Annotated in this window: 13 protein-coding genes; 11 read left to right on the top strand and 2 right to left on the bottom strand. The window is 66.4% G+C overall.

Annotated features, from left to right (window positions below; translation table 11 throughout):
* Positions 1-51 precede the first annotated feature (51 nt).
* On the top strand, positions 52-1194 hold the full coding sequence (locus tag CXY77_RS06620; RefSeq protein WP_092338223.1) for a cation:proton antiporter: 1143 nt from the start codon (positions 52-54) through the stop codon (positions 1192-1194).
* Positions 1195-1511: 317 nt separating this feature from the next.
* Here CXY77_RS06620 and CXY77_RS06615 read toward each other — a convergent pair whose 3' ends face one another.
* Complete coding sequence (locus tag CXY77_RS06615) at positions 1512-1943, bottom strand: DUF3592 domain-containing protein (RefSeq protein WP_233197275.1); 432 nt, start codon at positions 1941-1943, stop codon at positions 1512-1514.
* Positions 1944-2056: 113 nt separating this feature from the next.
* Here CXY77_RS06615 and CXY77_RS06610 point away from each other — a divergent pair, with 113 nt between their 5' ends.
* Positions 2057-3052: an LLM class F420-dependent oxidoreductase gene (locus tag CXY77_RS06610; protein WP_092338227.1), complete on the top strand. Its 996-nt coding sequence runs from the start codon at positions 2057-2059 to the stop codon at positions 3050-3052.
* Positions 3049-3942, top strand: a complete 894-nt coding sequence (locus CXY77_RS06605) for an amidohydrolase family protein (RefSeq protein ID WP_233197274.1) — start codon at positions 3049-3051, stop codon at positions 3940-3942. The genes CXY77_RS06610 and CXY77_RS06605 overlap by 4 nt, the downstream gene beginning before the upstream one ends.
* Before the next feature lie 3 nt (positions 3943-3945).
* Here CXY77_RS06605 and CXY77_RS06600 read toward each other — a convergent pair whose 3' ends face one another.
* On the bottom strand, positions 3946-4161 hold the full coding sequence (locus tag CXY77_RS06600; RefSeq protein WP_104129849.1) for a DNA alkylation repair protein: 216 nt from the start codon (positions 4159-4161) through the stop codon (positions 3946-3948).
* Positions 4162-4531: 370 nt separating this feature from the next.
* On the opposite strand from CXY77_RS06600, the gene CXY77_RS06595 reads away from it, so the two are divergent.
* From CXY77_RS06595 to CXY77_RS06560, 8 genes are all read left to right on the top strand, one after another.
* Positions 4532-5932 carry a DUF6421 family protein gene (locus CXY77_RS06595; protein WP_104129848.1) on the top strand — a complete coding sequence of 467 codons (1401 nt, stop codon included), beginning with the start codon at positions 4532-4534 and terminating at the stop codon, positions 5930-5932.
* Positions 5932-6549, top strand: coding sequence for an SDR family NAD(P)-dependent oxidoreductase (locus tag CXY77_RS06590; protein WP_104129847.1), 618 nt, complete (start codon positions 5932-5934; stop codon positions 6547-6549). Before CXY77_RS06595 ends, CXY77_RS06590 begins: the two co-directional genes overlap by 1 nt.
* 2 nt (positions 6550-6551) lie before the next feature.
* Positions 6552-7871 (top strand): sensor histidine kinase, encoded by a 1320-nt coding sequence (locus tag CXY77_RS06585; protein ID WP_104129846.1) that lies wholly within the window; start codon positions 6552-6554, stop codon positions 7869-7871.
* Positions 7868-8566 (top strand): response regulator transcription factor, encoded by a 699-nt coding sequence (locus tag CXY77_RS06580; RefSeq protein ID WP_092338234.1) that lies wholly within the window; start codon positions 7868-7870, stop codon positions 8564-8566. Before CXY77_RS06585 ends, CXY77_RS06580 begins: the two co-directional genes overlap by 4 nt.
* Before the next feature lie 96 nt (positions 8567-8662).
* On the top strand, positions 8663-9547 hold the full coding sequence (locus CXY77_RS06575; RefSeq protein ID WP_092338769.1) for an ABC transporter ATP-binding protein: 885 nt from the start codon (positions 8663-8665) through the stop codon (positions 9545-9547).
* Positions 9544-10656, top strand: coding sequence for an ABC transporter permease (locus CXY77_RS06570; protein ID WP_104090034.1), 1113 nt, complete (start codon positions 9544-9546; stop codon positions 10654-10656). Before CXY77_RS06575 ends, CXY77_RS06570 begins: the two co-directional genes overlap by 4 nt.
* 17 nt (positions 10657-10673) lie before the next feature.
* On the top strand, positions 10674-11756 hold the full coding sequence (locus CXY77_RS06565) for a low specificity L-threonine aldolase (protein ID WP_104090032.1): 1083 nt from the start codon (positions 10674-10676) through the stop codon (positions 11754-11756).
* Positions 11753-13438: a long-chain-fatty-acid--CoA ligase gene (locus CXY77_RS06560; RefSeq protein WP_104129845.1), complete on the top strand. Its 1686-nt coding sequence runs from the start codon at positions 11753-11755 to the stop codon at positions 13436-13438. The genes CXY77_RS06565 and CXY77_RS06560 overlap by 4 nt, the downstream gene beginning before the upstream one ends.
* Positions 13439-13441 lie beyond the last annotated feature (3 nt).

Below are 13441 nucleotides of genomic sequence, written 5' to 3'. Positions count from 1 at the left end.
GGACTACGCTCGATGCAGCGCGCGATTGCGGCAGACCGTGGGGAGGTGCGTATGGACTTTCGGACCCTCGCGATCATCTCCGTGGTCGCCCTGCTCGGGCCGCTTTTGGCTACACCGCGCCGCTGGAACATTCCCGTCGTGATCGGCCAGCTCGCCGCCGGCGTGATCGTCGGCCGCACGGGTTTCGGCCTCATCGACGCGACCGACCCTACGCTGACTCTTCTAGCGGATGTCGGATTCGCGTTAATCATGTTCGTGGCCGGCACGCACGTGCCCGTTCGCGCCGGTGCGATTCGCGCCGCCCTCGCCACCGGCCTGGTAAGGGCAATTCTCGTGACCGTCTCGGCGACCGCCCTCGGCGTGGCGATCGCGATGGTCTTCGGAACCCAGCATGCACCCCTTTATATAGTGTTGCTCGCCTCCTCGTCCGCCGCGCTCGTGCTGCCGCTCATTCACTCGCTGGGGCTGCGCGGCCGATCGATGCTCGAGCTGACCGCGCAAGTCGCGATCGCCGACATCGCAGCGATCGTGGCCCTGCCGCTGGCCATCGACCCGCCCAATGCCGGCCGCGCCGCCCTCGGCGCTGCCGCTGTCGCGCTTCTGGCCGTGGTCATCTACATTGTGTTGGCCAGGCTCGAACGCAACGGCTCTCGCGTAAAGCTGCACAAGCTGTCGGCCAATCGCAAGTTCGCTCTCGAGCTGCGCATCCAGCTGGCCATTCTGTTCGCCCTGTCGGCCGTGGCCGTGTTCAGCCACGTCTCGGTCATGCTCGCCGGCTTCGCTTTCGGCCTCGCCGTCGCTGCGGTCGGCGAACCGCGCCGACTGGCCCGCCAGCTGTTCGCCCTCGCCGACGGATTCTTCGGGCCGCTGTTCTTCGTCTGGCTCGGCGCCTCGCTCGCGCTGCGCGACCTCGCGGACCACCCGGAGATGATCGTGCTCGGCCTCGTGCTCGGTGTCGCCACCCTGCTCACCCACGCGACCACCCGCGTGCTCGGACTCCCCCTGTCGTTCGGACTGCTGTCGGCGGCCCAGCTCGGCATTCCGATCGCAGCGGCAACGATCGGCACCCAGTTGCGCGTGCTCGCCCCCGGGGAGGCAGCGGCCCTGCTGCTGGGCGCGCTCGTGACCATCGCGGTGACCGCGGTGGCGAGCGGATGGGCCAAGCCGCGCGCGGCATCCGTTTCGCCGGTCTGACCGGCAGCCGGCGATCGCCGCCTGCGCCCGCTCCGCGGACTCGGCCGGGTCACGATCGCTGGCCCATTCCTGACGGAATCGCGGGGGTAACCGCAGGGTGGGCACGTGGTCCTGCACGAGGTGCAACTCGTCAGCGGTCAACAGGAACCGAGGCATTGCCGCCCCCGCCCCCAATGATTCCATCACGCGTCCCCGTATAGTCCTTCACCGCCTACCGAGAATGCGCGCGCATCTCGGGCCAGCATCCGCTTTGCTGCACACGATCGTCCTGGGCGTAGTTAGCAGCCCTGGGAAACGCCCATTCGCGTTTGTGGGCCTCAGACGAACATCAGCACGATGCCGGCCACACCGGCGAGAACACCGATGCCGAGCAGCACCAGGCCGATCAGGCGCAGACCCTTGCCGTCGAGGTCGGGGTCGTGCGTGCGGCACTTCTCGGGCTGGCGATTGCGAAACCAAACGCGTACGTCATCTCCGGGCGCCAGGTGGTGCGTCTCCTGGGTGTCGGCTGAACGCTCGTGCACATCGCCGTCGTTATCAAACCAGCGGATGACCGTGGCCGGCCCCGCCTGTGCTGTTCCCGACGCTGTTGTTCCCCACGCTGCGATCACGGCGGTCGTGCGCGTCCAGCGGCCACTGATGCCGCGCACAGACAGCCCGACGATATAGAGGACTGCACCGATGATGAGGCCGACGAGTGTGAGAATCTCGCTCATGATGCCGGCGAAGTCGAGCGCGTGCACTGCCACCGCCATCCGTTGTCACGTGGGTCGTATATATCGAGGTTCCCTGGCGGCGCAAGCACCACTGGCTAAATCGTATCGTTTCACGTCAGGCCAGCAGGCCCGTCTAGGCTGAATCCATGCGATTTGGACTCTTTGTACCCCAGGGCTGGCGACACGATCTGGTCGGAATCGAACCGGCGGCGCAGTGGGCCACCATGAGCGGCCTGGCCGCGCACGCTGATGCGGGCGCCTGGGAGTCGATCTGGGTGTACGACCACTTTCACACCGTTCCGGTGCCGAGCGAGCAGGCCACCCACGAGGCCTGGTCGCTCATCTCCGCTTTCGCTGCGACCACGAAACGGGTGCGCCTCGGGCAGATGTGCACCTGCATGAGCTACCGCAACCCCGGCTACCTGGCCAAGGTCGCCTCGACCGCCGACATCATCTCCGGCGGCCGCATCGAGATGGGCATTGGGGCCGGCTGGTATGAGCATGAGTGGCGCGCCTACGGCTACGGGTTTCCCGGTCCAGGCGAGCGCCTCGCTCGGCTCGACGAGGGTGTGCAGATCATGAAGCAGGCCTGGACCACGGGCACGGCGACCCTCGACGGTGTGCACTATCAAATGGATGGCGCGATCTTTCGGCCGCTTCCGTTGCAAGCCGGTGGTCTTCCCATCTGGATCGCCGGCGGCGGCGAAAAAGTCACCCTTCGCATCGCCGCGCAGTACGCCGATTACACCAACTTCGACGGCTCACCGGACGGCTTTTCGCAGAAGAGCGCGCTCCTGGCCGAGCACTGCGTGGCTCAGGGAACCGACTTTGGGCGCATCGTGCGCTCGGCGAACTACAACACCGTGATCGGCGCGACCGAGGCCGAAGTTGCCGAACGGCTGAACGCGATCGAGGCCCGGGTGGCCCCCTATCTCGGTGCCGAGGGAGCCGAGAAGTTCATGGCCGAGTATCGAAGCGGCAAGGCGCAGGGCGTTGGCACGCCGGAACAGGTCGTTGAGCGTCTGACCGCCATGAAGAAGCGCGGCCTCGGCTACGCAATCCACTATTTTCCCGAGGCGGCCTACGACCGTTCCGGCATCGAACTGTTCGAGCGCGAGGTCATGCCCGCCCTGAAGCAATGATGCTCACCGACAACGAGGTACCGGCCTGGTGGCGCGGCCTCGGCCTGCCCGGACTGGTCGACCTGCACACCCATTTTCTGCCAGAGCGGATGCTGCGGCGCGTCTGGGCGCACTTCGACGAGATCGAACCGCTGATCGGCCACGAGTGGCCGATCCACTACCGCGACGATCAGGATTCGCGCCTGGCGACGATGCGGCGCCTGGGCGTGCGGCGCTTCACCGCGCTGTCCTACGCGCATCGCCCGGGAATGGCGGCTTCCCTGACCGATTTCTCCCTCGAACTGGCAGCGGAGCACGCTGATTGCGTGCCGAGCGCCACGTTCTACCCGGAGGAGGGCGTGCTCGAGCAGGTGCAGTCCGCCCTCGATCGCGGCGCTCGGGTGTTCAAGATTCACGCCCAGATCGGGGGATTCGACCTGCGCGAGCCCCGGCTCGACCCGGTCTGGGGGCTGCTCGCCGATGCCGGGATTCCGGTCGTGATCCACGTCGGCAGCGGGCCGGTGTCCCGGCCGGGGATCACCGGGCCGGACAAGCTTGCGGGAGTTTTGGCGCGGCATCCGCTGTTGACGGCCGTCGTCGCCCATCTCGGCGCCCCGGAATACGGCGAGTTTCTCGATCTCGCCGAACGCTACCCGTGGGTGCACCTGGACACCACCATGGTCTTCACCGATTTCTTCGAGCAGTTCGCACCGTTCGACCCGGCCCTGCTTCCACGGCTGGCCGACCTGCCCGACCGGGTGGTGCTCGGCAGCGACTTTCCCAACATTCCGTACCCGTATGCGCACCAGCTCGAGTCCCTCGAACGCCTGCGCGACCGGGAACCGCGGCTCGACGACGACTGGCTGCGCGCCGTCTGCTGGTACAACGGCCTGCGGCTGATCGGCGAATAGCCTCTATCGGGCGGCGCGGTAGGCGGCGCGCTGCTCGGGGCGGAGGTGCTCGGTGGCGTAACTCAGGGCCGTGCGCGGCATCTGCGCGGTGTGCTGGTCGAGAAATGCGAGCAGCAGGTTTCGGTCGATGCGCTTGCCGACCTCGCGCAGCATCCAGCCGACGGCTTTGTGCATCAGCGGCTGCTTGTCGTTCCTCGGCCAAACGCGTGCGGGCCGCATCGTCGCGGGAGGCGGGCTTGCTCGCCCGCTTGAATTGGGCAACCAGAATCAGCAGTCCAGTCATGCGGTGCTCGTGCAGAACTGCGGAGATTCTCAATCGGTGCGGGCGTGCCTGCTGCACAGAGCGCGTATCGAAGGGTGCGGTGCACGACGACGGCGAGCAATCTCCGCAGTTGTGTACCGCCACTCCGGTAAGAAGTGCGCGAACGGGGCCAATGCGGCGATTCTCAGCGCGAAAACCCGGCCAGGCACGTTGTTCGTTGCAAGAAATCGCAAGAAAACGCCGCGCGGCGCCCGATATTCTGAAGGTGTGTCTTTTTGGCGCGCACGCCCGCCGCAACCGCGGCACACACTCGAATCGGAGGTTCCCATGTCGATATCTGTTGAAAAAACACACGTAGCTAACGCTCTGGTCGGAGAGCCCGAGGTTCTCGAAGACACCCTCGCCAAGCACCCCTCCTGGCTCAGCCTCAAGGCAGCCGCGACGGCACTGCAGGGTGTGCAGTCGCAGAACGGGTCGATCACCGACGCCGAACGGCACACGGATGCCGCAGCATCCGTTTCGCGCATCACCGCAGCCATCACCGACCTCGCGCCGCACTTTGCGCACGACGCCGCGTACCTAGCAGCCCTGGTCACCGACTTCGATCGCTGGGTGTCGGAGGAATTCGGCGTGCCCGACTTCTACGACTCCCTGATGGCCTTTCAACCGCAGCAGCACCGCGTGAACGGGCTGCGCCACCTCGTGGTGTTCCCGATGTACACGCAGAACGGCAGCGCCAACCGCCTGGTTGAAGCCGTGCTGATCGAGGTCATCTGGCCGGAATTCGTCGGCGAACTCGAAGCCGGCTACACGAACAAGCTGTTCGTGCCGATTCGTTTTTTTGACTTCACCCCTGGCTATGACACCAACTCAGCCGTGCTGTTTCCCGAGACGGTCGCCATGCGCGAAATTCCGACGTTCACCTGGGGGGCGATCTTCGCCGACCGTGAAGCCGCCCGTTTTCGCCGGGTTGTGCGTGCGGCCGCCGAAATCACCCGGCTCGAGCTACCCGCCGACGCCGCCGCGCTACTGGGCGACCAGCACCTTACTGAAGAAACCTTCGTGATGTGGGACCTCATCCACGACCGCACGCACATGCGCGGGGATCTGCCGTTCGACCCGTTCATGATCAAGCAGCGCATGCCGTTCTTTTTGTATTCGCTCGAGGAGTTGCGCTGCGACCTGACCGCGTTTCGTGAATCGGTCACGATCGAAGGCAGTGAGCTGGCAAGCCCCGAGGCGCGTCGGCACGCGAAGCTGGTGCAGTACGCGGTCATCTTCGACCGCATCTTTCGGTTCGCCATCACCGGTAACCGGGTGCGCAACTATGACGGCCTCGGCGGTCAGTTATTGTTCGCTTGGATGCACCAGCACGGTGTGCTGCACTGGACCGACACCCGCCTCAGCTTTGACTGGGATGCCGTGCCCGAGGTGGTCATTGCACTCGGAGCGCAGATCGACGAGCTGTACTGGGCGTCGATCGACCGGCCGAAGAAGGCACACTGGCTCGCGGCCTACGAGATGATCTCGAAGACCCTCACGCCCAACCCCGCGTCGACCTGGGCCCGCGGACTGCCGCTCGACGTGCTCGCCGGCGCACCGAAGGGCTACACCGACCAGGTTCTCGACGACGAATTTCCGCTGTCGATGTTCTTCGAAGCGCTCGAGAAGAAGATGCGCACGGTCATCGAATCCACGGCCGGCATCACCGGCAGCGCGGTCGGCTGATGAGCGCCAGCTCGGCCGTCGCGCGCTCACTAGCGGATGCCGGCGCGCACGTGATTGCCGTCGGCTCCGCTCGAGCACGACTCCAGTCGGTGCTCGACGTCGCGCCGGACGCCGCGTTGTATGAGTGCGACCTGACGGATTTTGCCGCAGTGACCGCTCTGGCGGCCCAGGTCTCCCCCATCGACGGTCTCATCCACCTCGTCGGCGGCTGGCGCGGCGGCGGCGGGCTCGCTGGCCAGACCGATGAGGACTGGGATTTTCTGCACTCGCACGTGGTCACCACGCTGCGCAATACCACGCGGGCTTTCAATGCCGATCTGCTGGCCTCGTCGGCCGGGCGGCTCGCCATTGTCTCGAGCGTGTCCGTCGACCGGCCTCTAGCTGGCGGCGCAAACTATGCGGCCGCGAAGTCCGCGGCCGAGACCTGGGTGCGCGCGGTCGGTCAAGGATTTACGAAAGCCGGCGACACGGCCGCGGCCGTGATTTTCGTCGTGCGTTCGCTGGACGGGCTCGAGACCGAGCTGGCTACCCGCGTGAGCGGTTTGTGGGACGAGGCGGCGGCATCCGCTAATGGCAGCCGGGTGCTGCTTGCGTCGGAGGATCCCGCTAGCGTGTAGTCATGAGCACCACAGACTCCCCCCTCAGCGACGAGTGGCGGAGGCCCACCCCCAGCGGGCCGAGCCTGCGTAAGGACCTGTGGGTCGCGCTGGTTCTGGCCGCCGCGACCGCCGTGAGCGTGTCGCTCACCCGTACCTCCGGCGTCTTCAGTGACTCCCCGGTGTGGATCGTGGCGTTGTGGGTCGCACTCATCACCCTGCCGCTCGCGCTGCGTCGTCGCTGGCCCGAAGTCGTGGCTCTGACGGCCTCGGTGGTTTTCGCCGCCGGCGCCATGCTCGAAGCCAGCGACATGCTGTTCTCCAATATCTGCCTCTATATTGCTCTCTATTCGGTCGGTGCCTGGAGCCGCCACCGCATCGCCGCCAAGTGGGTGCGGGTCGCGATCGTGGCCGGCATGTTCATCTGGCTGTTCGCGCAACTGATCGTGCAGGCCAACCAGCTCACCATGATGCCCGACCTCTCGCGCGACGGCTTCTTCTCCCCCTACGCGGCGTTCGGCGTTCTGCAGGTCTTGATCAATCTGGTCTATTTCGGTGCGGCCTGGTATTTCGGCGAATCCGCGTGGATTTCCGCGCGCAACGGCGCCGCCCTGAAAAGCAGCACCGCGGAGCTCGTAGCCGAGCGCGAGCGCACGGCCACCCAGGCCATCACCCTGGAACGGGTGCGCATAGCCCGCGAGTTGCACGACGTCGTCGCCCACCACGTGTCGGTCATGGGCGTGCAGGCCGGCGCGGCCCGGCGCATCCTCTCGAGTGACCCCGGGCAGGCGGCCGACGCGCTCACCATCATCGAACAGAGCGCGCGCAGCGCGGTCGATGAACTGCACACCATGCTCGGAGCCCTGCGTGGCGACGATGCGCCGGGTAGTGAACTCACCAGCCAGAGCAGCAGCACGCGCGGCATCGCCCAGCTCGGCGAACTTGCCGACGAGAGCCGCACCGCCGGCGTTCCCGTGCGCTTGTCGATCGTGGGCGATGAACGTGCGATTCCCGCCACGATCGGCCTGAGCATCTATCGCATCGCCCAGGAAGCGCTGACCAACACCCGCAAACACGCCGGCCCCGGCGTCAGCACCGACCTCCGCTTGCGCTACGAAACGGATGCCGTCGAGCTCGAGATCACCGACGACGGCGTCGGCCCGCGGCGACAATTCGCCGCGGCGCTGCCCGGCGGCGCGAGCGCCGAGACCACCGGGCTCGGACAGCGGGGCATGTGCGAACGGGTAGCTGCCGTCGGCGGCGAACTGCACCTCGGGGGACGACCGCGCGGCGGCTACCTCGTGCGTGCCCGGTTTCCGCTCATGAAACGAGAGAACGCATGAGCGAGCCGGCCGGCATCCGCGTGCTGCTCGTCGACGACCAGGCTCTCGTACGCGCTGGGTTTCGTATCATTCTGCAGTCCGAGCCGGGCATTCTCGTCGTGGGCGAGGCCGCCGACGGCGCCGCCGCTCTCGTTTTGGCCCGAACGTTTCAGCCCGACGTCATCTGCATGGACGTGCAGATGCCCGGCGTCGACGGCCTCACCGCCACCCGGTCCATCGTCGACGACCCGTCGATCCACGCCGCGGTGCTCATGCTCACGACCTTCGACCGCGAGGAATACCTTTTTGCCGCACTGCAACACGGCGCGAGCGGTTTCATCCTGAAGAATTCCACGCCCGAGGCGCTGATCGAGGCCGTTCAGGTGCTCGCCCGCGGCGATGCCCTGCTGGCCCCCGACGTGACCCGGCGCGTGATTGAGCGATGCGTGAACCCGGGTGGGGCATCCGTTTCACCGGTTGCAGCGGTGCCGAGCGAGCTGCAGGAGCTGACCGAGCGCGAGTCCGAGGTCTTCGCGCTGCTGGCCCAGGGCCTGGCCAACGCCGAAATTGCCGCGCAGCTCTTTCTCGGCGAGGCCACGGTGAAATCACACGTCTCCAAGGTGCTGATGAAGCTCGGGCTGCGCGACCGCATCCAAGCCGTTGTCTACGCCTACGAGCACCGCGTGATCGTGCCCGGAGGCGCGCTCGAGGCGTAGCTCCGCCGCCCGGTGGAGACCGGTTCACCCGCCAGGCGGATGCGTCGCCTGAACGCCCCGCGCTACCGTGAAGGCACACGCAACGAAAGGGCGAGCATGCTCGACATCAGGGGAGTCACCAAGAGCTATGGCATCAGAGAGGTACTCACCGACGTGAGCTTCACTGTCGGGGACGGCCGCATGACCGGCTTCGTCGGCGCCAACGGCGCCGGTAAAACCACGACAATGCGAATCATTCTCGGCGTACTCTCGCCGGATACGGGCACCGTTTTCATCGACGGCGTGCCGGTCACCGCGAGCGACCGCCGCCGGTTCGGCTACATGCCCGAAGAGCGCGGCCTCTACCCGAAGATGAAGGTCGCCGAACAGCTGGTGTACCTGGCGCGCCTGCACGGGCTGACGCCGGCATCCGCTCGCCGCAATACTGCCGACCTGCTCGAGCGTCTCGGGCTCACCGAACGCGCCGGCGACACCGTTGAGTCACTCTCGCTCGGCAACCAGCAACGCGCGCAGATCGCCGCCGCGCTCGTGCACGATCCCGAGTTTCTCGTGCTCGATGAGCCATTCTCCGGCCTCGACCCACTCGCGGTGGAGGTCGTGATGAGCGTGCTCGCCGGCTACGCCGCCCAGGGCGCGCCCGTGCTGTTCTCCTCGCACCAGTTGGACATCGTCGAACGGCTCTGCGACGACCTCGTCATCATCGCCGACGGCGAGATTCGCGCGAACGGTTCCCGCGAGGCGCTGCGCGAGCAGCACAGCAGCCCCCGCTTCGAAATTCGCACGCAAGGCGACACTGGCTGGGTCCGCTCGCAGCCGGGCATTACCGTGATCGACTTCGACGGCGACTTCGCCGTTTTTGAAGCCGAAACGGATGCCGCCAGCCAGGCCGTTCTGCAGCACGCGATCACGCTCGGCGCCGTTCACAGTTTCAGCCAGCAGAGGCCCACCCTCGCCACCATCTTCAAGGAGGTCATCGCATGAGCAACGCTACCCGCCCGGTGCACACCGCGCCCACCTTCGCCCAGAGCGTTTGGCTGGTCTCCAACCGGGAGATCACGGCCCGCCTGCGCAGCAAGTCCTTTCTGATCGCGACCGGCATTCTGCTGCTCATCTCCGTGGCGTCGGTCGTCGTCGGCAGTCTTCTCAGCCAGAACACGACTCTGACCAAGGTCGCCGTCGTCGGCACGGCCATCAGCGTCGTCGAACAGACCGAAGCCTTCGACATCGTCGAATCCGACACGGTCAAGGAAGCCGAAGCGCTCGTGCGCGACGGCTCGGTCGACGCGGCCGTTGTGCCCTCTGGCAGTGCCGATTCGCTGCTCGGAATCACGGTGATCGCCCTGGATTCAGCGCCGATCGATGTTCTCGGCACGCTCAGCGTGAGCCCCGATCTGAAGATTCTCGAGCCGGCCTCGCAGAACGGTTTTCTCGCCTACCTCGTTGCCATTGGCTTCGGCATCATCTTTCTCATGTCGGCGACCACGTTCGGTGCCACTATCGCCCAGAGCGTCGTCGAAGAAAAGCAGACCCGCATCGTCGAAATTCTCATGTCGACCATCTCGGTGCGGGCCCTGCTCGCCGGCAAGGTGCTCGGCAACAGCCTGATGGCGTTCGGGCAGATCGTGGCCATCGGATTGCTGGTCTCCGTGGGCTTGGCAGTGACTGGGCAACGGGTGCTGCTGGCCGATGTGGGCCCGGCCATCATCTGGTTCGCCGTGTTCTTCGCCTTCGGATTCGTGCTGCTCGCCTCACTCTACGCGGCCACCGCCTCGATGGTGTCACGGCAGGAAGACGTCGGCTCGGCGACCTCGCCGGTGCTGTTCCTCGTCATGATCCCGTACTTTCTGGTGGTCTTCTTCAACGACAACCCGCTCGTGCTGGCGATCATGTCGTACGTTCCGTTCTCCGCGCCGGTCGGCATGCCGGTGCGAATCTTCCTCGGTGACGCCGAGTGGTGGGAGCCCGTGGTCTCCCTTGTCGTGCTGGCCCTGTCGACGATCGTGGTGATTCTGATCGGGTCGCGCATCTACTCCAACGCGCTGCTGCGCATGGGCGCCCGGGTGTCGCTGCGCGAAGCCCTGCACAAGTAGGGCGGACAGCCAGCCGAATGCGGGAGGATGGAGGGGTGACCCAACTCCATGATCTGTCCTCCCGCGGTTTCGCCTCCGATAACTACTCCGGCATTCATCCGGAAATTCTGGAGGCGATGAGCCAGGCCAACGGCGCCCACCAGATCGCCTACGGCGAAGACGTCTATACGGCGCGGCTGCAGGAGGTCTTCGCCGACCAGTTCGGCGCCGGCGTCGAAGCTTTTCCGGTGTTCAACGGGACCGGCGCCAACGTCACCGGGCTGCAGTCGATGCTGCCGCGCTGGGGCGCCGTGATCTGCTCGGCCACGGCGCACATCCACAACGACGAGGGCGGAGCCCCCGAACACGTCGGCGGGTTCAAACTGCTGCCGGTGGTCACCCCCGACGGCAAGCTCACCCCCGAACTCATCGATCAGGAAGCCTGGGGCTGGGGCGATGAACACCGCGCCCAGCCGCTCGTCGTGGCCATCACGCAGACCACGGAGCTCGGCACCGCGTACACCGTTGACGAAGTGCGCGCCATCGCCGATCACACCCATTCCAAGGGAATGACGCTGCACATGGACGGTGCCCGCATCTCCAACGCCGCCGCGAGCCTCGGGGTGCCGCTCCGCGCCTTCACCCGTGACGCCGGCGTCGACGTGCTCAGCTTTGGCGGCACGAAGAACGGCATGATGCTGGGTGAGTGCATCGTGGTACTGAACCCGGCGACATCCACTGGCTTGAAGTTTCTGCGCAAGTCGAACATGCAGCTCTCCAGCAAGATGCGCTTCGTCTCGGCGCAACTGATCGCGCTGCTCGAGCGCGACCTGTGGCTGCGAAACGCCTCCCATTCCAACGCAATGGCGGCCCGGCTGCGCGGCGCTCTCGAAGGCGCCCTTGCCGATGGCACCATCACCGGCCTGGCCTTCAGCCAGGCCACCCAGGCCAACGCCATCTTCGCTACCCTGCCGGCCGGCGTCGCCGACCGGTTGCGCGAGTCGTTCAGGTTCTATGACTGGGATGCGTCGAAGAATGAGGTGCGCTGGATGTGCGGCTTCGACACCACCGAGGACGACATCGACCAGTTCGTCGCCGCGATCACCCGGGAGTTGTCATGACCTTCAGGGACCAGCCCTGGCTCGCCTCGTACGCGCCGGGCGTTCCCGGCACGATCGAGGAGACCACCGAAACCCTCACCGACATGATGGAGACCTCGGCCGAACGGTTCGCACCGTGCATCGCCCTGGACTTCTTCGGCGAGACCACCACCTACGCCGAGCTGGGCGAGCAGATCTCCCGCGCCGCCAACGGCCTGCGCAAACTCGGAGTGAGCCCCGGCGACCGCGTTGCCATCGTGCTGCCGAACTGCCCGCAGCACGTCGCTGCGTTCTACGCGGTGCTGCGCCTCGGCGCCATCGTGGTCGAGCACAATCCGCTCTACACCGACCGGGAGCTGCGCCACCAGTTTGAAGACCACGGCGCGAAGGTCGCCATCGTCTGGGACAAGGTCTACGAGTCAGTGCGCACTTTTCCGGGTGATATGGGGGTAGCGGATGTCGTTACCGTCGACCTCACCCGCGCGATGCCGTTCTCGAAACGGCTGGCTCTCAAACTGCCGATCAAGAAAGCCCGGGATGCCCGCGCCTCGCTCACCGCCGCACCCGGAAAGGGCGCAATCACCTGGGAGTCGATCGCGGGCGCTCGCAAGCTGCACCCCTCGCACCAGCGCCCGCTGCTGACCGACACCGCCGTGCTGCAGTACACCAGCGGCACGACCGGCACCCCGAAGGGCGCCATTTTGAGCCACTACAACCTGCGCGCCAACGCCGCGCAGGGCTCCGCCTGGGTGGCGGGCCTCCGCCCCGGCGATGAAACCGTCTACGGCGTATTGCCGATGTTTCACGCCTACGGCCTCACCCTGTGCCTCACCTTCGCGATGAGCATCGGCGCCCGCCTCGTGCTGTTTCCGAAGTTCGATGAGAAGCTCGTGCTCGACGCCGCCAAGCATGCGCCGCCCACCTTTCTTCCGGCAGTGCCCCCGATCTACGACCGCCTGGTCACGGCCGCAGCAAAGAAAAGGGTGAGCCTCGCCGGCATCCGCTTTGCGATTTCGGGCGCCATGAACCTGCCGGTGTCGATCGTGGAACGCTGGGAGAAAGCCACCGGCGGACTGCTGGTCGAGGGCTACGGCATGACCGAGGCGTCACCGATCGTGGCCGGCAACCCGATCGGCCCGAGCCGCCGCCCCGGAACGGTGGGCGTGCCGTTTCCGAGCACCGACATTCGCGTCGTCGACCCCGACGACCCCACGGTTGAGCTCGGCTTCGAAGAAGAGGGCGAGCTGCTCGTTCACGGCCCCCAGGTCTTCTCGGGCTATTGGGACCGGCCCACCGAGAGCGCCCAGGCGCTGCTGCCCGGCGGCTGGCTGCGCACTGGCGATATCGTGCGGGTCTCCGCCGACGGCTTCATCACCGTTGTCGATCGCATGAAAGAGCTCATCATCACCGGCGGTTTCAACGTGTCGCCGTCCGAGGTGGAAGAAGCGCTGCTGTCGCACCCCGACATCACCGATGCGGCCGCGGTCGGCCTTCCGAGCGCGAACGGCGGCGAAGACGTCGTGGCTGTGGTGGTACTGCGGTCCGGTACGGAACTCGACGTGGCCGCGGTGCGCGAGTACTGCCGCACCCGCCTGTCGGCCTATAAGGTGCCGCGCCGCATCGTGGAGGTCGACGACCTGCCGCGCAGCCTGCTCGGCAAGGTGCTGCGCCGCGAGGTGCGAAACCGTCTGCAGGGCAAGTAGCCG

This window comes from Cryobacterium sp. N21 (genome assembly GCF_002929575.1).
Lineage (GTDB): Bacteria > Actinomycetota > Actinomycetes > Actinomycetales > Microbacteriaceae > Cryobacterium > Cryobacterium flavum.
The sequence above is the reverse complement of the archived record's forward strand: the minus strand, read 5'-3'. Positions and strand labels throughout refer to the sequence as shown.